We start from the raw sequence: 24,589 nt of genomic DNA, 5'->3' as shown, positions 1-24,589 counted from the left end.
GTTGTAAGTTCTACATCGACTCGATACCACAAGTACACCCGTTAAGCGGATCGGATTGCGTTCTTTTCGAGTTGCCTAGCTCTATAGGTCATAAAGTCCGCAATTTTTGACATTTCCGAAACGGCTCACGGGGGCTGGATTGCTTTGGGAGACACTGTTAGCTTCTAGTGATTATGCAATGGGATTGGGAAATTGATGGTTGGATTATCGTTTCGGGCGGGTTGGCCGCCCTCGCGTCTTCGTTGCTCGGATGCTTGCTAATGCTCAGACGCATGAGCCTCATCGGCGACGCAATAAGCCATTCGGTTCTGCCCGGGATTGCCGCCGCCATCCTGGTTTTTCAGGCGAGTTCGAGCTCGTGGATATTCTTTGCCGCTGCGTTCGCGGGCATCTTTGCTGTCTGGCTGACGTCAGCGATCAAACGTTGGGGGGGTGTCGAGGAATCGGCAGCCATAGGAATCGTCTTTACAACCATGTTCGCGATCGGCTTGGTGATGGTGTTTCGGAGTGATTCCTATTTGGACCTGGATCCTGCATGCATCCTCTTTGGTAGTTTGGAAACTTCCATACTCAGCAAATCTGCTACATGGTTGGGGCCAGTTCCAGATTTGGTTTACTCCCTCTCCATAGTGTGTGCGTTAAATCTGCTGTTGATTGTGTGCCTTTTTAAGGAATGGCGAATCACAACCTTCGATCCTGCTTTCGCCCAGACTCAAGGTATCTCCGATGTCACGTTCCATTACCTTCTCGCAGCATTGGTGTCGATCACTTGCGTGACGGCTTTCGAAGCTGTCGGTACGGTGCTGGTCGTTGCGATGCTGATCATACCCGCTGCTACCGGGTATTTGCTCAGTCGAGATCTTCGAAACGTATTAGTCCTGTCGGTCGTGGTTGCCTTGATGCTTGCTCTTTTGGGACACGTTTCTGCAATTACCATCCCGCGGTTTTGGGGGCTCAAGTCTCTCAATTCATCAGCGATGATGGCTGTTACGGGCGGAGTGCTTTTAACGCTCGCTATTGTTTTCGGACCGCAGCAAGGAGTGGTGGCTCAATGGATCCGAACGCGAAGGATCAGGGCTCGAATCTTGCAAGACGACGTGCTAGCGTTGCTTTACAGGATCGCTGAGAGCCAGTCTGGCAAAGTCGACACGGCGTCCTATCGTATGACGCTCGAAAACATAGCCCGGTTGCTAGAGCAATCGAAAGCGAACGTGAGTCGAGCGATTCATCAATTAGTACGTAGCTCAGAAATCCAGGTTGTCCAAGGAAACCACGTTCTCACGGAATCAGGAAGCAAGAAGGCACAGAACCTTATTCGGTCACACCGATTGTGGGAGCGATTTTTGGCCGAGGAAATGAAGCTCGCTGAAAGCAAGGTGCACCCGCATGCAGAGAAATGGGAACACGTAACTAATTCGACTATGCGTGGAGCGTTGGACTCATTAACCGGCAATGCTTCCCAAGACCCACACGGTCGAGAGATCCCTCCGGAATCGTAAAGCCGATTCTATGTGTCTCGTTGATCGCCCGTCGCATATACTGCTCCTCTATCGTCGCTCTCGGGGCGAATTGCGGCTGCCGTGCTTCTTGTAGACTTGAGAAGAAACTTCACGAACCTCGGGTGCATTCTTTCGTTCATGAATGCGTTCTTTGGCCCGGTTGTAAGCGGTTTTGTGATCGACGATTGGTTCAGGATAATCGCTTCCTACACGACACGAGAAAAGCATTTGCTCCATCGTTGTCATCAAATGCGGTTCTGCCAAATGCTTCAGTGGTACTTCGCTTAGCTCGGGAATGTATCGCTTGACGAACGCTCCCTCGGGGTCTTGATCGAGAAGCTGTTTCTGCGGCGAGTAAATACGGATCGTGTTGATACCAGTTACCCCTGACTGCATCTGAAACTGTGGATAGTGAATTCCAGGTTCATAATCCAGAAAAAGTGTTGCCAGAAATTTGGCCGGCCGCTCCCAGTGTAACCATAAGTGATAGGCAGCGAAGGAAACGAGCATGGCTCGCATGCGAAAATTGATCCAACCGGTTTGATGAAGTGACCTCATGCAAGCGTCAATCATCGGGTAACCAGTTTCGCCTTTCCGCCATGCTTCAAAGTAGGACTCATTGAACTCCGCTTCGCGCAAACCATCATAGGCTCGATTGATATTTTGAAACTCGATTTGAGGCTCTTCCTCCAGCTTCTGGATAAAGTGACAGTGCCAAGCTAATCGGGATTTAAAACTGCTCAGCGAACGCCCCCAGTCCGCACGGTCCTTAGCATCAAGCGACTCGTCATCGCGCAATCCCTGCGATCTGTTTACGGTTGCTTGATAAGCCTCGCGAATCGATAAGCAACCAAATGCCAAATAGGGACTGATGCGGCTGCACCCCTCTTCACCAAGCAAAGGACTCGACATGTCGCTGCGATAGTTCATTCCTCGACGATTCAGAAAACTCTCGAGCAACTCCCATGCATTTGCCCCCCCTCCCCTCTGCGTAGCATGCCCCAACCACCGCGCTTTCGATTGCCAACGCGGACTCGATTCCAACCATTGGTCTAACGCTTGCCAGCCGCAGTTCCGATCCGATACGTCCTGCGAGACGGGGATCACGCTCGGCTCCTCTACCATTCGTCGGTTCACATGCTTGTTCCAACCAGCAGCCCATGCATCCCGGCTTGCCAATCTGCGAACGACGCCATTGCAAGGGAACTCTACTAGGCGAACGCCATTCTCTTTGCACCAACGTCGAACGCGACGATCGCGTTGGTAGGAAATCCAGTTCCCCGTCTCTTCGTGAGCATGAATCGAACGGATACCATATTCTGTGTGAAGATCTTGAAAAACGGTCGGCAGCTCACCGAAAAGAACATTCAGTTTGGTGCCTAACCGCCTAAGCTTTACATCCAACGCTTCCAGGCTTTCCCTTAAAAACTTAAGGTGCATTGGTGCAAAGTCGTCAGCTTCGAGCAGCTCTTGCTCAAAGACATAGAGACAGAAAACATCGCTGAGTTTCGCTGCCTCGCACAGCGGAGCATGATCGGTGGTCCTCAGATCTTTTTTGAACCACACAACATTCATGGCAGCAACAGACAAAAGGTATCAGATGTTTCGACAAAAACTCATTCAAAAGAACACAATGAAATGGGACCTCTGGCTCACACTCCGAACCCATTGTATGCTGACTGCCAAGGTCCGTATCACCCAGAACAGTTTCTGCTGCAAGCACTCATACGACGCAAAAGCTTGACTGTAGGACTTCTTGGTAACAATCTGTTGGCTCGATAGCAGTTGGGATTGATGCGATTGTATTTACCGATCAAGGAAAACAGGCTTTGGTCCACCACAAAGAAAAGACGAAGAACTCTCAGCCTAAGCTTTTATCGGATTGTTTTAAAACAGCCCGTAAACGGTTGCGATGTTTCGCGCAGCCCTGCCAATAGTAGCGGCGAAGGTACTAAACCTCCGGTAATGCTCCAGCCCCCTCACCGCCCGTCAACTCTCCCAGAAAACAGTCTCCTCGCTTTGCGAAGTTCCTGCTGGCTTGCGCAGCGGATCGTTAGGCTTGCGGAGTCGGTCCTGATATACGGGACGGAAACGTAAACATCTCCTGTGCGAGCCAGTAGCATTTCCAAATCCACTTTGGGGCCATCTACTGGGCGATGTTTAAATTTTCCAAGTGACGTACCGATCACCTAAAACGCGAATTGGAACTGGGTGCGCATCAACCAGCCGTAATCACCTGGTAGCAGATTCAGTCGTGGACTGTTGACTGGTACTCCATCGATTCTCGCCACATCCAAATTGAACTTGAGATCGTGTCCTCGAATGTACCATGCAAATCCACCAGCTATTTCCTTTGTGTGTTCATTTCGACCACCCAACGTTCCTGAATCACCCGAGATGGCAGACCAACGCGCGAGAAGCTCAAATTTTTCCGGAACAATAAAGTATCCCGTCTGAACGACAATACCTCGATCGATCAAACTTGGAATGTTGCCTCCTCGGAAGCTTGAGAGCGTTCGCCAATGGTGTTCTAGGATTACCGACCATCCGCGATACTTCCAATGCGAATCTAAAGTGAAAAGCCGAATGTCATACTGGCTGACACTTTCGGGTAGTAAATTAGAAATGCGATCTCCTGAACTCACGACTCGTTGTCTTAAAAACTCTGCTTGACCGGTTCTATCAACGGACGTTAAGGCCAATCCGGCTCCCAGTCTCCAAACCGGTGAGGAACGCCAATCGAGATCTGGCTCTCCATCAGAGCCAAAATCTCCTAAGACATCCGCGCTGCATCGACCAGACCAAGCCAGATTGGCGTCGAGATCTTCACCTGACAGGGTGCTGTCCCGGCCTGTGTTCAACCCGTTCATCATTGCGGTCTCAAATCGAATGGGTATTCCGGTGGAATCACTTTCACCTAGGACGCTGACACCGACCGAACGACCTATGTCAAAGAAAAGATTGGCGACGGACCGTTCTGTAAACTGGAATCGGCGGGCAGACTCTTCTCGAGAGCGACTAAAGGGAACCTTCCAATTACCGCCGCGAATCTCCAATCTACCCTCGTCGTATCCCCATAGGCCTCGCCCTACATCGTAGGTTACAAAGGAGTCCAGAAAGGTAACTTGAACCGACTGATCGGTGTTGCCATCAAGCATCAATGAGTATTTGAGATCAGGCGAATAAAGATGACCGCCAAAGGACAATCGAATTCGTTCCAGTGTGAAAGAGTTTTTATCTCGATCGGGAATATCACTGTCGAACAGCACGTGTCGTAGTTGCAGCCAGCTACTCATGCGCATCACAAAAGGATAGTCCGATGCAGAAAACCCCTCTTTACCGTCATGAGCGATCACAAAACCACGGTTATATCCGACGAAAAAGGGGGAGGGATCAGATGCCCTAGGCGATTCAGCAGCCATGACCCGCTGAATAGGGGGGAGCGAAGGTTCTTGATCTTTTTCCGAATCGAGGTCAGCAGCCCAGCCAGTACCGAACGCGGCGGATAACGCGACAAGAATCACATTTCCGAAAACCCAGGGAAATCGAGGCATGATGGTACGCCCGATTTCTTGAAGCCTATACTTTCGATTCAGCAGCAAACCCATTGCCTCCAGCAAAAACCATGCCACCCCACATACACCGAAGCTCCCCGATACTTGTGGATTCACATCGCTTCCACTGAGTGCAATCTAACAATTGCACAATTGTCAACGCAATGGTGTGTTAATGTTATCAAATCAAAACCGAGGGAAAACCCTCATACCGTTTTTGCAATCGAAGAAGATGGGCGATCTGCGCAACCTACAATGCAAGTCTACAAAGATTTTGCCCAACTAGAGAACCATGTTCATTCGTAGGCCGAAGACGAGTGCATCGCGTCCATTCGTCAAGCCTCCAGAGATTCCTTTCACGTACTGGGCATCCGACGTAAGTGGACAGGAGGGGGCCAGTGATATCGGTAATAGGTTTCCAAAACCTGGGCGTCGCGAGGACCGAGTAGGGCCTGAGGGATCGCCCTACATTCGGACGAAGTCCCCGTATATCCCTAGCCGACCCTGAATCGATCGCCGGTGCTTCTACGAGATAAAAGCGGACTGTCGCCACCGATTCCGGCGCTTAGGTGCCAGGCGTTGAAGCTGGGGTTTCCCGTACCGTCATCGGCAAGTCCAGCCCGACCAAAGACTCCCCAACCTGGAGCGATCCCTCTTTGGTTTTCAGGCCCATCGACAATTAAGTATTGGTCGAACCCATAGAAGATCGTATAGGATTCAGAACGCGTTTGAAACCTCGGAGTTCCCGGTGGCGTGGGGGGCTCCGGATAGACTTCAATGTTACTCTATCGGTCGCGGAGAACGTTGGTCGAGAGGTCTCAAAAGGTCATCAAGCTGACCTTGAACGCCACGATCATCGCGCTTTCGCTGGTCCAACTTAAATCGTTCTATAAGTTGTTGCAATCGCTCCCGATCACTTCCAGCCGGACCCGTCGAATCGCTGTACGGTATTGGAAGGTCCTCGGTACGTGGCTGCGTGGGTGGATCGTCTAACTGCAATGCCTCTGGACGCGGGCGTTCGATCTTAGGAATCGACCCAATTGTTGGCGTCGTTACGTTGTTAACCAGAGGCGCCCCCATTCCTCCATTTGGGCAGCGGATTTCCCAACCTCCACCAAGGGCTCGGAAGGTAGCAATCAAGTTCAATACGGTCGCCCCTCGACTCGCTACTAAATCAAGCTGTTGCGCGAATTGAAGGCTTTGAAGAAGAAACACACGATTGAAGTCAATGGCCCCGGCGTCATATAACGCAATCGCGATATCCACTGACGAATTGACCTCCGATACGGCGATTCCTAAGAGATCAGCCTGCTCCTGAGCCTTCAAGAAGCGAATCATCGAATCCTCAACCTCTTGTTGGGCGACGAGCACTGTCTGTTGATAGCCTAACACGGCTTCCCGGAACCGTGCTTCCTCAAGATCGATAGCACCGGACAAGCGACCATAATTTAAAATGTTCCAGCCAAAACCTGGACTGATTAAAGCAACAACACTGTCCGGTTTAAACAAATCGCTTGTACTCTCGGCTCGCCATTCGAAAGAACCCAAAAGCGACAAACGAGGGTACAACGCTGCTTCTGCAATCCCAATTCTTTCGCTTTGGGCTCGCAACAATCGTTCTGCGCGACGAATGTCTGGTCGTCTCCGAAGTAAATCTGCTGGAACACCCACCTGCACATCCCGAGCTATTTCGGGGATTTTTCCCGGGGGCAGTTGAGCCATCAAGTCTGTTGGAGGAGTACCCAGCAATACGCACAGCCGATTGTTAGCATTGCGAAGTGTTGCTTCGAATTGAGGGATGGCCGACATCGTAATTGCAATGTTGTTCCTGGCTTGAATGACATCCAGTTCATTTGTCTTTCCGGCCGCGAAAAGGGTTTCAGCCAATTGCATACTCCCCTCTTGCAATTGCAGGATGTTGCGAACGAGGTCTAACTGTTCTTCGATAATTCGAATTTCAACGTAGGTTGCCGCCACATTGGAAAGAAACAAAACTGCCAAGTTGTCATAGTCGGCGATTGAAGCATCCAATGCGGCATCAGCAACCGCCACCCCTCGTCGAAACCGCCCCCAAAAATCCAATTCCCAACCAGCCTGTACTCCGACTCCGAACTCGCTGAAGCGTTGAAGAGGTAGGGGAATCGCAACGTTACGGCTCAGTTCTACTCGGCGGAAGTCACCGATACCCTGTTGCGCCTGAGGAAACAGTGTTCCGACAGCTATTTGCCGAATCGCTTCAGCCTGTTCGATACGGTATGCGGCTTGCCGGATAGGCAGATTCTCGTTGTAAGCTGTTATCCGTTACGATTCCGTTCCGTTTACAACAAATAAAACCGATACGGCAGAAGGAACCGGAGCAACCTACAGTCAGTTAGAGTCCAGAATTACCAAACTGGAACAGATTCTGGCTGGGACTAACGACTCGAAAGGAAAATCATGATTGCCGTATTTGTCATCGCCTATGTCGCTGTGGTCTTAGCCGTTTTCAAGGTATTCAAGGTTCGCCCTACGGCAATTAGTATTGCCGGAGTCGTTGTTATCGGCGCCATTGCCATTGGCGGAATCGTTATCGCTTGGAGCTTTTCCGCCCCGTTCTCAGACCGAGTGGTTGTAGCGCGTTTCGTTGTGCCGATCGTTCCTCAGGTGAATGGGCCGGTGATCAAGATTCACGCCCTGCCAAATACTCCCCTTAAGGGAGGGCAAGACTTGTTGCTGGAGATTCAGCCAGATATTTTTCGCAATACGGTCGACCAATTGACGGCCGCCTTAGCAGCAGCGAAACGGAACATTGATCAATTGCAGGCGGCGGCCATCGCCGCCGAGGCGGCTGTGCGTCGTGCCGATGCATTGAAGAGTGCTGCCGACGCCGAATTCCAGGTCGCTTCCAATGCCGCCCAGGCCAATCCTTCCGCTATCGCTACTCTCCGCTTGGAACAATTGGCACAAAATCTAATGGCTGCTGAAGCTGGAGTCGATCAAGCGAAAGCGACTGGTGTCCAAGCTACAATTGCCTCGTTTGCCGCCGAGGAGACCGCCCGCAGTTTAGAGGCCCAGTTGGCCAACGCCCAGTTTCAATTGGATCAGTGCAAGGTTTTTGCGCCTTCGGACGGTTTTGTCACCAATTGGACGGTACGTGAAGGCGTGATGGCAACACCGAGCCCTCAGGCTCCTCTTGGGACCTTCGTGGACACCAGCCAAGTGTTGATCGTCGGTAGCTATCCGCAAAATGTTCTAGTTAATGTCAAGCCGGGCGATTCGGTTGAGCTGACCTTTAAGACCTTGCCTGGACAGGTACTCGCCGGCACCGTTGGCTGGATTATTCCCTGGTCGGGTGAAGGGCAGTTGATGATTTCAGGTAACTTGCCTTCAGCCGCTCAGGTCGGATCACGCGGAATGCTGGCTGTCAATTTCGAGTTGGAAGATCAAGAACTCGCTGCTCAACTAAAGATGGGGACTGCGGGTGTCGCCACGATCTATACTGATACCGGCAAGCCGATACAGTTCATCAGTCGAGTCGTTATCCGGGTGAAGGCCTTTCAGTACCTTCTGTTGCCGTTCTGATGAGTTAGTTCATTCGATCTGCAAGATCAACAACTGGCCAGTCAACTAAAAATGGGCACCGCAGGTGTCGCTGTCATCTACAACGATACTGTCAAGCCGTTGCATGTGATCAGCAGAATCAGCATTCGGATTCACGCATGGCGGTATTTGCGCTTGCCAGTTTAAAACCCTATAATTGCCAATGCCTGTTGACAATCGGTTCAGGAAATTGCTATCAGCCCGTGGCGGATAGCGCAACGGATGAGGTCTGCCGTGGAATTGACGCCCAATGCATGCATGATTTGGGCCTTGTGGTTCTCCGCAGTCCGAGTCGAGATAAAAAGGACTTTGGCTACATCCTTAGCAGTATAGCCCTCGGCAAACAGTTGGAGGACTTCGCGCTGTCGAGGAGTCAGAAGGGTGATTTCATCCGTAACCTCCGGCGGCATTGCCGGAAGGTTTGTAAGCATTTCTTTGATTTCCGGTGTCACATAGGTTTTGCCTGCAAGCACTGATCGTAGAGCGGTTAATAATTCGTTGATCGTCGAGTGCTTCAAGACGAAACCATTTGCCCCGGCATGCAGTGCTCTGGCAGCATACAAAACATCTTTGTGCATGGTGAGAAAGATTACCTTAGCATTACACCCGCTCTGGCGAATCTGCTGGACTGCGTCTAAGCCATTCAGTTGGGGCATCGTCACGTCAGCCAGGATAATATCAGGCTGTAATCGCAGGGCCGCATTGACCAGAGCACGTCCGTCTTCGACGATCTCGATTAATTCGAATCGGGTTCTAACATGCTACGCAATCCCTCGGCAACCATGCGATGGTCATCTGCTAGTAGAACTCGGGACCTGAGCATGTGTCACTTCCTCTTTTAAAATGTCGTACACCAAGAGCTTAACATAGTAGCAAAGGAATAGCGACCAAGATACTGGTTCCTTCACCAACGACGGAATTGATGGCCAAGGAGCCATCAACCAAACGCACTCGCTCCTCCATACTCGCGATTCCCAGACCTGACAATCCACCGCTTGCCCCTGGGGCAAAACCACAACCAAAATCGCGTATGCTCAGGTAAAGAGACTCCGCGTCGGCATTTAGCGTTACCTGGATTCGTTTAGTCCGCGAGTGCTTTTCCGCATTGCGCATCGCCTCCTGGGCAACACGATACAGACACAGTTCCAAATCTTTGGGAACCTGCTGAGGATATCGCACACTATGAAATTCGACTGTGATGACTTCCTGTTCCGAAATTCGGTTGCACTCGGATCGAATCGCATCTGGTAAGCCCAGGTCATTCAGGATAGAAGGATGCAATCGACGCGAGATCCGATGTACATCGTCGGAAATGGCGATCAGACCTTCCCTCAATTTTTTTAACTCAACCCTTGCAGTCTCTTGATCCAACCGCTGCTCGATCTTGTTTGCTTCCAAGGCGGCCAGAGCTAATCGTTGCGTTAAGTCGTCGTGCATCTCGCGCGCTAGATATCGCCGTTCGTCCTCGATGGCGGTCAGTAATCTGCCTGCCAGTTGCTGCGCGTTCTTCCGGCTTGTCTCAAGCTCCACTTCGGATCGGGCTTGGGCCAAGGCGATTTTAAGCACTTCTGTCAGGGCTTCTAAATGCTTCACGACTGTTTCATTCCAGTCATATTCCCCGGTCAGTTGTCCAAAAACGATGACAGCAAAGGGACTACCAAGAGCATGGAGTGATGACGCCATTGCAGCTTTCAAACCGACATGCTCAAAAAAAACCTTCTCGCAGGTAGCTAGGTCGGGCAGAGTGGATAAATCGGAAAAGGTAATGCTTCGTCCGCTTTTCACTTGTGACCACAACCAGGGAATGGAATCCAGAGCAACCTCATCGAACTTTGTTATCTCGGTTATCTCACCCGATCGAACTACTGAAACGAGTTTCCTTAGTCGCAAACCGTCTTGATCCAATTCGAAGAGGACTCCCAGTTCCAACCCCGATAATTCGAGCACTCGATTCAGAGCGAACTCGATTTCGCTAGACAACTTAGCCTGCGGAGCATTTACAAATCGCGACGAGAGTTCTGAGAGCAGCGACTCGAATCTGAGCCGCTCTGCAAGGAAGTTTTCTGCTACAACACGTCTGCTCCGATTAACGAGCAATGTTACGATCAGCAACATCTGCAACCCAAGGATCGCTATTCCCGCAGACAGATATACCCCATATTGTTGCCAGATCCCTGGTTCTTTGAACATTATTCTCGAACCCTCAGGTAGATCCCTTTCCCTTATACCCCACCGACTCAGTTGGCGATGATCGAACATAAATTGATTCATTTCCACTCCGTCGAGAGGGATATCTGACGGACTTTCACCATTTAGAATCCTCGCAGCCAGTTGACCAGCCAAACGTCCCTGCGCCTCGACCGGTGCCAAACAACCGCCCATGATTCCATGATCCAGCAGTGTGTCGTACAAGCCAAAGACGGGAACCTTTGCCGCTGACGAAATCCGCTGCACCACATTCAGCGGCGTAATTGATGGCCGACCGTTTCGATCTCGGTCCTGAGCCAGATAGAAAACGATGCTGTCATTCGACAATTGTTTTGTATCCTCGTACAAAACATCCTCTGGAACTCCCGTCCAATACTCAATTTCAGGATGTTCCTGGGCGGAAAAGAGCATTTGAAACTCTGCCAAGAGGCCCCGGTCCATAATACCTGTGCCACTGACAACCACCACCCTGCGAGTTCTAGGGAAAAGCCTGAGCGCACACTCCATGGTTCGATGATAATCCAGTCGATAGCTGACGCCGGTCATCTTCGTCGTTATCGGTAACTCAGCACGCAGCCGATCTTCTATGGAGCAGAAGACGACAGATGTGTTGGGAAAGAGCTTCTGATAGTTTCTTAAATAGATCGCTGCCGATACGTCATGAACGGGGATCACTAGGTCAGGTTGGAGAAGCTCGTATTTACCCCTTAGTAGATCCACCCAAAGCTCCTTTAACGTCGGGTCTTCTAATCGCTCCGCATCCAGATATTCGACATCGATCGCCAGAGGTTTTCGATAGTTTTCCGCGATGGCGCTGCGGATTCCGCGGTCCCACTGGAGAGTGACGGGCACGGCTTGTCGGTGACTGTAGAGAATAAGGACACGTTTTGGAGGCACCGGCTCGTTGGAGGACTGCTCGACTGAATACGCCAGCGATACAGGACCAAACACGGTCAATGCTGCCGCCAGAACCCACCCTAAAGTGCGAATCCCCTTAGGACAAGCACTGAGTCCGAGAGCATTATTTTCATGGGCTATTGGCTGAGTGATCATGTGTTTTGTTGTTGTCCCGAGAAATCCGGACACCGCGTTTGTCTGGGGCGGGAGGCGTGTTGGCGAAAGTTCATCAATAGCCTACCAAACTTTCTCACCAGCGAGACAACCATACCGGGGATAACCACGCAGTCGCGCGCTAACGGGCAAAGTGAGCGTCACTCCTGCGATCGTAGATTCCTAAAAACAAAACACCCTAAATGGAGAGTCTATATCGATTGTATCGATTATGCGGTAAGTAAAAATGCCTTATTGGATGCATTTGCTAATGCAATTCTGACGTGGAGAATGTTTGTGACCGATGTGTAGCGATACGACGGATTGAATAGGATCATCACACAAGGAAGTGCGAGATGTCGTCAGGCACGATGCGTTTGTTGTTCATGGGTTTGGCTTTCTGGGTCTCACTAGCCGTTACTCGCACGGCAAGCGCCCAAACTTTTGGTGTCGAATTGCACAACAATCTCATGCCAGCATCAGGTGGTATGGGTGGGGTAAGCATCGCGAACCCGCAGGACCTTACCTCGGCGATCAATGCGAATCCGGCAACTCTCTCCCGATTCCGTGGGACGCAATTTTTGTTTGGGGGCGCATGGGCCGAGCCAACATTTAACTTCACCCAAGACCAACAACTGCCACTTCTAGGGGTAGAGCCGTTCTCTGCGAAATCAACGGCTCCGGGCGTGCCGCTCGGAAATATTGGAGTCTCACAGGATTTAGAAGAGCTGGGAATCCCAGCGACGCTTGCCATCGGTTTTGTCACCACGAGTGGACTTTTTGGTGACTTTCGTCATGTCCCCGAAAGCAACGGAACCAATGTGGGTTTGACCATATTTTCCTTACCGGTTTCCCTCGGTGTCGACTTGACCGACCGCTGGTCGGTGGGGACCAGCCTATCGATGGGAATCGCCTTTTTTGACGGCCCTTTCGTGGGAGTCGGTGGGATGACGCCCGACTATGCATTGCGAGGAACGATCGGTACCAATTACCGGCTTACCGAGCGAACAGCCATAGGCGGCTACTATCAAACAAAACAGTCTTTCCAATTTGACAACGCGTTCAAGTTCGGATTGGGACCGTTTGAGGCAGCCAGGGACATCAACATGGACCTACCGGAAAACTTAGGTATTGGGGTGGCGAATCAGTCTTTGATGGACGGCCGTTTACTTTTAGGTGTGGACCTACTGTACAAGCTGTGGAGTGACACCGATCTATATGGGGCCGTTTACAACAATCAGTGGGCGGTGCAAACGGGTGGCCAGTATAGCGTGGGGAGATGGCGTCTCCGACTCGGATACACATGGGCACAGAATCCGATTAATCCGAATTCCTCGAGCGTCAATATTGGGGGGATACCGGTAGGGTCGGTACCTGCGATTGCGTACACCCAGGGGTTGGTTGCGGTAACCAGCCAGCATCGGATATCAGGCGGTATTGGAATCGTAGATGTTTTGCCCGGAATCGACTTTAACATGATGGCCGGGGGTATGCTCCCTGACACGCAACAGCTTGGCCAGTTTACTACGACGAATATTCAGAGTTACTGGTTGGGCTTTGGTTTGACCTGGCGGTTTGGCCGGGGAGCCTGCGGAGACGTATCGGTGCCAAATCAATGGAATTGATGGACTCGCCCCGGTTCATGAGAGAGCATCGTTTTTTGTGTCCGATGAGCGATTGCCCTCAATCGCTAAGATGCGAATGAAAAGTGATAGCGAATGACTGGTCAGCCATTTCCTTGGAAAACCTTGGCGGCTATATGTCTAGCGCTTCTTCGAAAAACGCGAGCCGCGTCGAGAACAATACACCCCTTAGCTCACGGAGACTCTGACCGATGCGGTTTCCGATATGGATACTAACGCTGGTTAGCATTTCGTGGACGCCAGTTTTGACAGCACAAGAGCTCAGTCCGGCTAGAATGGATTTCGGGAATCTCTGGGCTCAGGAACGCAGTGTTTTCATTGAAGCTGCCTACTATGGCGAGGTGTTTACGAATGCTCGCGGTGGGATCTCTACAGATGGTGCTACCCAATATTTGGGATTGTTCGACCTGTTTATGACCATCGACCTAGAGCGATTGCAGTCGGCGGTACCCGGCAAGTTTGTGATGCTTACCCAAAACACCCATGGCCGCGGCCTGACCGAGAACTTTGTCGGGGACACGCAAGTTCTCAGTAACATCGACTCGTTCAACAACATAATGCAGGTCGGTGAATACTGGTGGGAGTCCACTTGGCTGGATCGACAGCTCACGCTACGTCTTGGAAAACAAGACTTCAATACTGAGTTTCAGCGAATCGACGGAGCGGAACATTTTATCCAGTCCACCTTTGGGCTGAGCCCGTCCACTGCGTTCCCCACCTATCCGGATCAGGCGCTGGCAGCAGTGGCACTTGCCAAACTAGGAGATTCTACGCAGTTTAAATCGGGTGTTTGGAGCGCATTTGCCAAAGGCGGAAAGTGGGGGATTTCTGAAAGCGACTCGTTCTTATTGGTAGGAGAACTGGAACATAGGTACTGGCTCGCGGGAGATGAGCTTCCCGGAATCTTCGCGATCGGGGCAGTCTATGAATCTGCCGGAGTTATTGATGGTCAATCCGTGTCGCCGGTCCACGAGTATTTCGTTCAGTTTGAGCAATTAATCTATCGAGAATGCCCATGGGACAACGAATGTAGGCAGGGTCTCGCCCTGTTCGGAGGATATTATCCTCGATTTCCCGGAGATCAAAAGACCGAGAAGTCGATCGGTGACAGTTCTGTTGCCGGCATCACGTACACAGGATTCTTACCGGGTCGCGACGACGATGTTTTGGGAATAGGAATTGCCTTGGCCGAGCTCTTTCAAGGCGGAACCAATCGAGAAAGGGTTACGGAGATTTTCTACAGAGCAATGCTGACACCGCGAGCTAGCCTCCAACCTGACATGCAGTACATTGCTTCACCCTCTGGGATTTACCGCGATGCTCTGGCCGTGGGGATTCGATTTGAACTAAGGTCGTGAGGTGTTAAAAAACAGAGCGAACGGGTTTGTTGATTCGTTGTCAAAGTAGGAATCATGGTCGAAAGAATCCATGTAAGTCCAAGGTGTAGCGGGTGGGAGCCATTCGTGTAAAACTGGCGACTCAAACCCGTGATCTCGTGTCGCGTGAACGACAACTGTCACAATCATTACCACCCACCACAACCAAGGATCCAATACCATGAAGATTCTCGCACTTGACCTCGGACCTGTCAAATTTGGTAGACACGGGCAACACAATGTGCTGCTTTTTCGACTCAAAAACTCGAAAGCATGAATTCCTGAACGCTACCACCGATCGAAACTACCTTGAGACCGTCTTCAAGAAGCACAAGATCGACCTCGTCGTCATGGAAGCGTGCGGCCCCTCCGGCTGGATCAATGATCTGGCTCAATCGCTTGGCCTTAAAACCCTCGTCTGTTCCACCAACGAAGACGCCTGGAAGTGGAGCAACGTAAAACGTAAGACCGACAAAGACGATGCCTTGAAGCTGGCCCGCATGGCCGCCATGAACGAACTCAAGGCGGTTCACATGCCATCAGAGTCCCACCGCGAATTCCGTTCTCTTGTGAAGTATCGCAAGACGCTTGACTCTCGCATCAACAAGATGAAGTGCAAAATCCGAGCATGGTTCGTCAATCACGGTATCTCGATCGACACCGGCGAGAAGGCATGGAATACAGGACGAGAACGGATCAACTCCTTTCGCAAACCGCTTACAGAGTGCGAACCCCACGAATTTTGGAAGGGGGAACTCGATCTCGAACTCACTCAGATGGATACTCTCACGACCGTCCTTGATGGAGTGGTCAAGAAGCTTGAGTCTATCGGTAAGATCGATCCCCGAATTATCCGTGTACAAACCATTCCAGGTGTCGGGCCACGAACCGCCGAGATCCTCGTCGCCTGCATCGACGATGCGAAACGTTTCGAAAACGGTCGACAAGTCTCTCAGTACTTCGGTTTAGTGCCTCGTCAGTACCAATCAGGCGAGACCGATCGGAATGGTCGAATCACCAAGCGAGGCAACCCCTTGGCACGAACGATCCTTGTCGAATGCGCGTGGTCCTCACTTCGCTATAACCCCTGGGCCAAACATGTCTACGATCGAATCTGCGGCAAGCAAAAAACTCGCAAAAAGAAAGCGGCTATCGCATTGGCTCGCAAGATCGCTGTTCTGGCATGGGCGTTACTTCGTGATGAAAAAGACTGGGAACCAAAACGTATGATCGAAGTGACCGAGTCCTATGGCCGCATCCCTCTAGGCCTCAAAGAGAAGCTACTCGAAATGCCCAAAAAGGAATGCCGTCACAAGCGAAAGAATCGAAGGATCAGCGAGGAACGCGCTGCGAAACAAGCAGCTGCCCAGGCTCCCAAGATCGCTTCACGACCAACCGAATCCACTCCCAAACGATCGTCGGTACAGAGCTCTGTCGCTAGGCCCGCTAAGCGAAAACCTAAGACCATAGCACCTAAAGGAAAGCCGACAAAAACAAAAGATAAACCAACCACGAATCCAAGGCGAACAAGAAAGCTCGAAACCGCGGTCTGATGAGTTGCCATCACTAAGCAACACACATCGTCGAACGAATAAGCCTTGTTCGCCCTCATAGCCCCAAGGCTTGGAGGACAACCAGTATCGCTGGCTGATGCACACGACATCGTCGTAACGAATCGGACCTCCAAGCCCTTTACGAACCTTTTACCCCTTCTCAGGAGAATGCCTTACAACGAGCACCGAACGAATTTGACCAAGGACAAGACCTACCCACGAGGTTGAGCACTAAACACAGTTGACGCGGTCGTCTCACATAGGACACGAGGACTCGTAAGAGACTCGCCGAGATGACCAGACACGTCGCCCTAAAGAATGTGCCAACCCCATAACGGAAGGTAGCTTGCTGCTCAGCGATGCGAAGCATCCAGAAGCCTACAGGCAAGCTGCAGCCAACCACGATGAGAATTCATAGCTAACAAGCGATGAGTGGAACCGTGATGGATAACTGAGGGGATGCAAGCCGATAGGCTTCACAAGAGTGACAAGGCATTCACACCTCGAATAGTCGTCTAATCAACCATCCTTGAACGAATAAGCAAGTGCGAAGAGTAAAGCGAGACCTTAAGAAGCCAATCAGCAAGTTCCCGGTGTCATCCTCTGCGCCGCTTGTCGATCGCCATGCGCTCCGTTCGAAGACTCACTTCGCCGGGGTGAGCGATCGACAAGCGGCTACGACGAAGACACCTAACCTTACCTCAAAATGATGTAGCCTCGAAAAATATTAAAAACAGTGGCGACCGTCACTTGCAAACCTTGGACTTCATAGTCGGCCAGCAGTCACCGAAGTACGCGGCAAAGGTCCCGGATTCGATCACGACTCCGGATGTTGTCGAAACCTCCCGGCTTGGAAGGCTGGAGTTTTTCGATGGAATGCCATCGGCCGATACGGTTAAAAAGGTCTATGAGCAACTCGACTTCTCTCGGGGGGTAGAGTCTTTTTTGACCGGCTGTCCAGCGACCTCGATTTACGCTTTTCTCAGGGGAATGAAAGAGGCTGGAATGGACACCTTCAGTATGGGGATCCATGAAGACCTTTTGGATGCTCGCTCCCTGTGGTTGACACCTAATACTACGGTTGTTTACTGCATCGCGGAGATCAACGTTAAGGATGGGCCCACCGTGCTAGAGGTTCCGCCCGGTGTTTTGGGACCTGTGGATGACGCCTACTTTCGCTGGGTCGTGGACGTTGGTTTTACGGGCCCCGACCGAGGCCAAGGAGGCAAATACCTCTTCCTGCCACCTGGTTACGAGGGGGAGATTCCGGAAGGTTACTTTGTTGCAGAAACGAAGACTTATCGAAACTGGCTCCTGATGCGTGCATTCGTGATCGAAGATGATCTTGCGAAGACGGCAGCCCACGTCAAGAAGCACTGGCGTTTGTACCCGCTAAAAGAAGCGAACAGTCCGCGAGAGCCGCACTTTGTAGACCTGAGCGGGTTGCAGTACAACACCGTGCACTCTAATGATTTCTCCTTCTACGAGGAGTTGAATGCCGTGGTGCAGTACGAACCGGCCGATGCGTTTAACCCCGAACTGGCCGGATTGTGGGCTTCTATCGGCATCAAGAAGGGCGAACCCTTCGCACCCGACGCGAGAATGAAGCAGATCCTGATCGAGGCTGCTGCCGTCGGAAATGCGACAGCGAGGGCCCTGAGTTTTCGCCCGCGTAGCAGGGGACCTTACTTTTACGAGGATCGTCAATGGTACACGGCTTTTGTCGGAGGAAATCATGAGTTTATGAGCAACGGTGCGATGATGCTCGATTACCGGACGTTCATGCACTATGTGGCGACAGGGATTACACCTGCCATGGCTCAATCTGCGGTGGGACAAGGATCCTCCTATGCATTCACGGCACACGATGCAAAGGGCAATTACCTGGATGGTGGCAAGACCTACCAGGTGACGCTGCCAGGCCCCATTCCAGCTAAAGATTTTTGGTCTTTCGTAGTTTACTCCGGACAACACCGGGGATTGCTGGAAACCGATCAGAGGACGGCCGGCTTGGATAGTAAGAGTCCGGATTTAAAAGCAAATGCGGATGGTTCGTATACCGTCTACTTCGGTCCGAAATCGCCTCTGGGAAAAGAGGGTAACTGGGTGCAGACGATGCCAGGCAAAAGCTGGTCAGTCCTGATACGACTCTATGGGCCTCTCGAACCGTGGTTCGACAAGACCTGGAAACCAGGTGACTTTGAACTTGTCGAATAACAGGTATTGAACCTTGGACCAATAAGAGATAGAACTAAATATGAAAACGGTCACATTTGTGTGGGTTAGAAACATCATTGCTTTCGCTTCAATTCTCGGACTGCTAGTGGCGTCCGAGGCTCATGCCCAGAAATCCCGTCAGGAAAAATTTCCTGAACTCGAGCGACAAGTCATGCAGCATCGCGCCGTTGAGGCACTGATCTGGGGGATGCCGGCGGTCAATATGGATCTGATGTACCAGGCGATGTTGCGCGAGACGTCGGCCCGGGAAAACCAGATGCTGTACTGGTCGCGCCTGGTCGATTGGAAGACCCAGACGCTGACACCCAACACCGACGTTATCTATTTCACCCCCTACTTCGATACGAAGAAAGTCGGGCCAATCGTGCTGGAGATTCCGCCGGCCGATGACGGCGCCATCGTGGGCACCATTATGGATGCTTGGCAGATGCCGTTGGAAGATATCGGCCCGGCCGGTGCGGACCAAGGTAAGGGAGGAAAGTACCTCATCCTGCCACCGGGCCACGATGGGCAGGTTCCCGAGGGCTACATCGTTTTGCCATCGCTGACCTACAAAGGATACGCACTGATTCGTTCCATCCTAAGGAGTGGGAGCGACGCCGACCTGGCCAAGGCGATTGAATACGGCAAACGGATGAAGATTTACCCCTTGTCGCAAGTCCAGAATCCACCTGCGACCGTTTACGTGGATGCCGCTGGAGTCCTTTACGATGCGACCATTCAGTACGACATTCGCTTTTTTGAATCATTGGATCGATTGGTACAGTACGAACCGTGGATCGAGCGCGACCGCGCCATGATTGATACGCTCCGCATGATCGGCATTGAAAAGGGCCAGCCGTTCGCCCCAGATGCGGAGAGAGCTGAATTGCTCAATCAAGCCGCCGCAAAGGGGCATGCGTTCCTGGACGGGATGTACAAAGAAGTGGTCCGGAGAGGCTCATTTGTCGAGGGGAGTCGGTGGGCTTTTCCCCAGCCGATTGCGCAGGTCTTCCAGGCATCCCAGGCGCAGTTTGCGGATCCCAACATGTATCCGGTTGACGCTCGTGGCCTGTTGTTCACCTTCATCTTCTTCACTCCCAAACGGATTGGTGAAGGTCAGTTCTACCTAATGGCCATCGACGATAAAGATGGCCTGCCACTGAACGGCAGCAAGACTTATAGACTGAACGTTCCGGCCAATGCCCCTGTACGCCAGTACTGGTCAGCAACGCTCTACGATCAGACCACCCATGCTCTGATTCGGGAGGTGTCGCACGCCGGGCGTTCTTCCCAAAGCCCAGGCTTGCAGGTCAACGTAGACGGATCAGTGGATCTTTACTTCGGACCAACAGCCCCTGCTGGCAAAGAGTCGAACTGGACCCCCACCGATCCAAACAGCGATTTTGAGATCCTGTTTCGCTTCTACGGCCCCCTGCCCTCGTTGTTTGACAAGTCCTGGGTGCTGACAGACGTAGAATTGGTAAAGTAAAGATCTAGTTGAGGAAAAGAGGACGGATGGTCCGCAATTCAGGTGTTCGATGAGCAGCCCCTCGTCGACGCCTACATCGACCTCCTCATGAAGGGACAGCAAACGGTCAGCCCTGCCCACTTTCCTAGCAATGTCAACTCATTTCGTTCTCTAGGTCATGATTCTATTGAAGACCATCGCAGGCGTTAATTCGCTGGTCGATTTCGCTCAATAGCCTAAGTGTTTCCTGCCCACCCAAGCCACCGTATAGAGCTTGAAACTGGTCGTCCGAAATACCTTCTGGGAGACCGCTAATGTCAGGCATGAATTGGTAACGGGATGCCCCTTGGAGAATCCGCATTTGCATGGTTCGTGCTACAGTAGCGTTCTGGGTCGCACGAACTGCGAACCGGATTCCTGCTTTATTGGCTGCCATGTCCACAAAGGAAAAACCCGAACCACCCGCCGTAGAGTCTTTCATCTCCTTGACTAGCCCGACCGTCAGCGCGCGATTTTCATCCGACAGTACCGTAAGCGCTGCGCTCACCCAGAAGTGCATGGATAGGTCTTGGCGTCCATGAAGGGTAGAGCGTCGCCGAATCGCAACTCGCTCAGCACTTCTGTCCGGGTCCAAATCGGTGTTTGACAATCGAGCGACTTGATCATCTCCCAGAATCATACCCAGAGCTAAAATAGCAGCTCGGTTGGGCAGCACGGGATCGGTACCATGCGAATTGTCCTCAGCGTATGCAAAAGCTTTTTCCAGCAACCGGATAAAGGCATCGTCGTTTTGGGGAATCTCCTCGGCTACCGAAAGCAAATATAAACCTGTGGACCGAGCGGCTTTCTCGACGTCGCTTGGTACTCCCGTCGACGCTCCCCAGAGGACCAACGCAGCGCTCAAACCCAAAAGGGAAACTGCCGCGATGCGGCTACGACGAAGCGACAGTCCAGCCAAAGCGCCGAGGATGGCGATGGCCAAAATGAAAGCGACTTGTAGTGGGATCGGGAAGTAGCCGAAATTGATCCACTTGGCACCGATCGCAAGCAGCGGAGCCAATAGAAGAACGAGTGGTGCGGACCACCGTAAGTCAAGAGGCTTCAGAGAGAGGGACAAAAGAACCCCGATCATCCCGATGCCTATACTCCGCAGAATGAACGTCGACGCTGCCCTAGCCGTTGGTTCCGAGACGCGGACCAACGATTGCATCGCACGAACCGACCATTCGGGAGCACCGAGCGGGCGCGGGTCTGGTAAGAAGCAAAGTGCGGCTAGCCAGAGTAACAAGCCGATACCCCAGATCAGGTGCGCGTTCTCCAAACACTTTTGGACCGTCGGATTTGAGGCGTTCCTCATGTTTTCCCCAATCGATGGATAAAGTTAAGCAAAGCTAGAGTATTTCAACGAGTAGAACAGAGACATCATCCAGTGGCCCGTTGGGTTGGCACCATTGATTGACGACTTCGCAAATATGACGAACTTGCTCCGGGATGGGGAGTTTACGAGAATGATCCAGTTCCTCAAGCATGCGTTCATTGGTTAATTGTTCCAAATCGCTGTCCATCGCCTCTGGGATCCCATCTGAGTACAGCAGGAGTCGATCGCCTGAAGACAATTGTAGTGTGTACTCATCGAATTCGACGTCGTCCACCCAACCAATCGCAAAGCCTTCGCCTGGTGCGAACTCACTCGGCCTGCCACCCGGAAGATGAACAGGTTGTGGATGACCTGCACAGGCATAGCGAAAAACTTTTGTTCGGAGATCTAGAACACCATAAAGAATTGTGAAATGCAATCCGCCTTGGCTATCCATCGGAAATCTTTTATTAAGCTCAGCGACAACGGTGGCAGGTGCAGTGACGACCCGCTTTCCCGTGAAGGGATCGAGACGTACCAAAAGAGATGTTGCCGAAACATCAGGGCTGAGCACACGTCCGATCGCGACGGCTAGCAGCGCTGAGGCAGGCCCGTGACCACACACGTCTACGACATACAATCCTACGGTATGTTCATCTAATTTTGCATAATTCAGGAAATCCCCCGCTAGCTCATTGCAAGGAGTATAATCCCAAGCGATCGCAATATCTGTCGCATCCAGTGGTTTGTCGGGGAGAAGGGATTTCTGCATGCGACCTGCTGCTTGTAAATCCTGCTTCATTCGATTGTTGAGCTCGTCCAGTTTATGATTGAGAGACTCCAGTTGCATATTCCAGGCAGTCAATTTTTCCTTGGCTAGCACTAACTGCTCATTGCTGCGGTGCAGCTCTTTGTTTTTAGCTACGGCATTCTCGAAAACGGATACTAGCAGGTTTAGTGTTTGCTGTCGGCTGGCTCGCACCTGATAATGTTGTCCCCCGAGCGTGACGGTGGTACTATCGGAAACATCATCTACATCTAGCACGGGACTCGATTTAAGATCTTCAATTCTGGCGATTAAGAATCCGATTTCGTAGGGCTTGGTAATGTAATTGTCTGCACCCGCCGCGAGACCCTTGATAATATCCTCCGCTTCACTCAACGTGGAAAGAAGGATTACAGGGATATGTCGCAGATCTGACGATTGTTTGATGGCATTGCAAAGTTGATAGCCGTCCATCTTGGGCATCTCAATATCGGAGACGACAATATCCGGCTTTAGTGTACGGACGAGTTCCAGGGCAAGCTCACCGTTGGCGCCTAGGTGTGCATCGTAACCAGCGGTGATCAATCGTTGTTGCAAAACCTTTCCTTGTACACGACTATCTTCGGCTATGACGATAACTGATTTGGACCGATTCATGAGGCTGTATTCTGTGGAGGATGACGATTCAAGCGTTTCCGTTGTTATAACTAAATTCTGAGCGTTTGGTTTTGTCCACGAGTCGCGTAATCCATGCCGCCATCTTTTCCAGCGGAATGACGCGATCCGCCAGATCCTCTTCGACTACTGACTTGGGCATGCCAAAAACCGTGCATCCCTCCGGATGTTGCGCCAGGACCGTTCCACCCATCCGCTTGATTTGCCGACACCCCTCCGTACCGTCTCGTCCCATGCCGGTTAAGATCACTACCAAGACGTTACCACCATAGATTTGCCCAACAGCTCTAAGCGTATAGTCGACCGCCGGGCGGCAATTGTGTTCGGGCGGATCGGATGTCGTTGTGATCACAGGCCTGCGATTTTGTAGCCCTAGCCCCATGTGCAAACCACCTTGAGCGAGGTAAACATGCCCTGCTTCTACGACCATACCATTTGCCGCTTCATGGATAGGAATCTGGCTCGCTTCTCCTAGCCTCTCCGCGAGAGACTGAGTGTACTTCGGTGGCATATGTTGTACAACAAAAACTGGTACTCCAAGTGTTGTTGGAAGTTTCGGGATGATCTCGCGCAGTGCAACTGGTCCTCCGGTTGACGTTCCAATCACGACAGCGTCAATAGGTTTACTCGAATGGCCTGCTTGCGATGGTACTCCGGTTTGCTCTGAGGTTGACTCAGTACGAAGTCTCCCTGAGTCACTGGGATTAACAGAGGATAAGGCTTGCGTGGTTGCAGGACGGCTCGGCATCGTAACCTTTCGACTCTGCTGAAAGGCTTTGATCTTGTCGGTTAATAACGCCTCTAACTGAGCTCGATTCTCACCTGCGTCAGAACTGTTGGGTTTCTGGATGAAGTCGAACGCGCCCGCCAGTAGTGCGTCTGTCGTTACCTGCGCTCCGTGGGACGTCAAGCTGCTAAGCATGATAGCCTTTACGGGTAAACGTCGTTTTTTTATCTCGTCCAGAACCTCTAGGCCATTCATATGTGGCATTTGGACATCAAGAGTCAGCAGATCGGGTTTCAGTTCAGGTATGCGCTCGATCGCTTCCGTTCCTGCCGAGGCAAGCCCTACAATTTCGACATCTTCTAGTCCCTTGAGAACGTTTTTGACCAATTGTCGATATAAAGCCGAGTCATCGACAATCATCACTCTAAGCTTCATTTGGATGCCCCTGCTTCTTGAATAAGCTGATCAAGCGAGATTTCTCATAGGGCTTTACGATAAAATCGACGGCTCCTAGGCGGATGCATTCCATGAGTTTTTCTCGTTGATCGACTGCACTTACCATGCAGATACGAGCTTGCGAATCCATTTCACGAATCGCTTTCAGGGCCTCAACACCATCCATCTCGGGCATGACGATATCCATCGTTACTAGATCGGGTTGCAATTCTTGATACAAAGCTAGAGCTTGCTTCCCGTTGCTTGCTTCAGCCACGACGGTCCAACCAGATAGGAGAGCGATCTCGCGAATTCTCAATCGCATGATCAGAGCATCGTCAACAATCATAAGTCTGTTCGTCACGTTCACACTCTCACGTCAGATTTGGACCACGCTTTTGCCAACAACATGAATATCGACGACCCCCGATTCTATATTAACAACCATGCGTCGCCCGGACGTCCCCCAACGCCGTAGC

16 protein-coding genes are annotated in these 24,589 nt (G+C 51.6%); 7 read left to right on the top strand and 9 right to left on the bottom strand.

All coding sequences use genetic code 11. The features are described from left to right. Positions 1–173: 173 nt before the first annotated feature. Complete coding sequence (locus SH449x_RS17490; RefSeq protein WP_482377367.1) at positions 174–1,499, top strand: metal ABC transporter permease; 1,326 nt, start codon at positions 174–176, stop codon at positions 1,497–1,499. Between the two features lie 48 nt (positions 1,500–1,547). Here SH449x_RS17490 and SH449x_RS17485 read toward each other — a convergent pair whose 3' ends face one another. From SH449x_RS17485 to SH449x_RS17475, 3 genes are all read right to left on the bottom strand, one after another. Beyond that, entirely contained in the window at positions 1,548–3,074 is a 1,527-nt protein-coding gene (locus SH449x_RS17485) for an FAD-binding domain-containing protein (protein WP_482377366.1), read from the bottom strand. A 614-nt stretch (positions 3,075–3,688) separates the two neighbouring features. After that, a complete protein-coding gene (locus tag SH449x_RS17480) occupies positions 3,689–5,170 on the bottom strand; it encodes a porin (protein ID WP_482377365.1) in 1,482 nt (493 codons plus the stop codon). 663 nt (positions 5,171–5,833) lie between these two features. Next, the gene (locus SH449x_RS17475; RefSeq protein ID WP_482381834.1) at positions 5,834–7,351 is read right to left on the bottom strand and encodes a TolC family protein; all 1,518 of its coding nucleotides are present in this window, start codon (positions 7,349–7,351) and stop codon (positions 5,834–5,836) included. A 138-nt stretch (positions 7,352–7,489) separates the two neighbouring features. On the opposite strand from SH449x_RS17475, the gene SH449x_RS17470 reads away from it, so the two are divergent. Further along, on the top strand, positions 7,490–8,614 hold the full coding sequence (locus SH449x_RS17470; RefSeq protein WP_482377364.1) for an HlyD family secretion protein: 1,125 nt from the start codon (positions 7,490–7,492) through the stop codon (positions 8,612–8,614). A 200-nt stretch (positions 8,615–8,814) separates the two neighbouring features. Here SH449x_RS17470 and SH449x_RS17465 read toward each other — a convergent pair whose 3' ends face one another. Next, positions 8,815–9,363 carry a response regulator gene (locus SH449x_RS17465; protein WP_482381833.1) on the bottom strand — a complete coding sequence of 183 codons (549 nt, stop codon included), beginning with the start codon at positions 9,361–9,363 and terminating at the stop codon, positions 8,815–8,817. 130 nt (positions 9,364–9,493) lie between these two features. Further along, positions 9,494–11,893, bottom strand: coding sequence for an ATP-binding protein (locus SH449x_RS17460; protein WP_482377363.1), 2,400 nt, complete (start codon positions 11,891–11,893; stop codon positions 9,494–9,496). 353 nt (positions 11,894–12,246) lie between these two features. Here SH449x_RS17460 and SH449x_RS17455 point away from each other — a divergent pair, with 353 nt between their 5' ends. The 5 genes from SH449x_RS17455 to SH449x_RS17435 all read left to right on the top strand — a co-directional run bounded on the left by SH449x_RS17455 (position 12,247) and on the right by SH449x_RS17435 (position 20,171). Next, positions 12,247–13,515 (top strand): OmpP1/FadL family transporter, encoded by a 1,269-nt coding sequence (locus SH449x_RS17455; RefSeq protein WP_482377362.1) that lies wholly within the window; start codon positions 12,247–12,249, stop codon positions 13,513–13,515. A gap of 209 nt (positions 13,516–13,724) precedes the next feature. Continuing rightward, entirely contained in the window at positions 13,725–14,891 is a 1,167-nt protein-coding gene (locus SH449x_RS17450; RefSeq protein ID WP_482377361.1) for a carbohydrate porin, read from the top strand. 257 nt (positions 14,892–15,148) lie between these two features. After that, positions 15,149–16,462 carry an IS110 family RNA-guided transposase gene (locus SH449x_RS17445; protein WP_482377360.1) on the top strand — a complete coding sequence of 438 codons (1,314 nt, stop codon included), beginning with the start codon at positions 15,149–15,151 and terminating at the stop codon, positions 16,460–16,462. 750 nt (positions 16,463–17,212) lie between these two features. After that, the gene (locus SH449x_RS17440; protein WP_482377359.1) at positions 17,213–18,679 is read left to right on the top strand and encodes a DUF1254 domain-containing protein; all 1,467 of its coding nucleotides are present in this window, start codon (positions 17,213–17,215) and stop codon (positions 18,677–18,679) included. Between the two features lie 40 nt (positions 18,680–18,719). After that, positions 18,720–20,171 carry a DUF1254 domain-containing protein gene (locus tag SH449x_RS17435; RefSeq protein WP_482377358.1) on the top strand — a complete coding sequence of 484 codons (1,452 nt, stop codon included), beginning with the start codon at positions 18,720–18,722 and terminating at the stop codon, positions 20,169–20,171. A gap of 163 nt (positions 20,172–20,334) precedes the next feature. Here the strand turns inward: SH449x_RS17435 and SH449x_RS17430 are convergent, their stop codons facing one another. From SH449x_RS17430 to SH449x_RS17415, 4 genes are read right to left on the bottom strand one after another with little or no spacing between them, the layout of a single operon-like run. Continuing rightward, on the bottom strand, positions 20,335–21,507 hold the full coding sequence (locus SH449x_RS17430; RefSeq protein WP_482377357.1) for a YfiM family lipoprotein: 1,173 nt from the start codon (positions 21,505–21,507) through the stop codon (positions 20,335–20,337). A 34-nt stretch (positions 21,508–21,541) separates the two neighbouring features. Then, complete coding sequence (locus SH449x_RS17425) at positions 21,542–22,930, bottom strand: SpoIIE family protein phosphatase (RefSeq protein WP_482377356.1); 1,389 nt, start codon at positions 22,928–22,930, stop codon at positions 21,542–21,544. A gap of 28 nt (positions 22,931–22,958) precedes the next feature. After that, entirely contained in the window at positions 22,959–24,110 is a 1,152-nt protein-coding gene (locus tag SH449x_RS17420) for a protein-glutamate methylesterase/protein-glutamine glutaminase (protein WP_482377355.1), read from the bottom strand. After that, positions 24,100–24,474, bottom strand: coding sequence for a response regulator (locus tag SH449x_RS17415; protein WP_482377354.1), 375 nt, complete (start codon positions 24,472–24,474; stop codon positions 24,100–24,102). The genes SH449x_RS17420 and SH449x_RS17415 overlap by 11 nt, the downstream gene beginning before the upstream one ends. Positions 24,475–24,589: the final 115 nt, after the last annotated feature.

Source organism: Brakhagea baltica (assembly GCF_052161605.1).
Classification (GTDB): Bacteria; Planctomycetota; Planctomycetia; order Pirellulales; family Pirellulaceae; genus JBKCUI01.
This window is presented reverse-complemented; position numbering and strand designations above follow the sequence as displayed.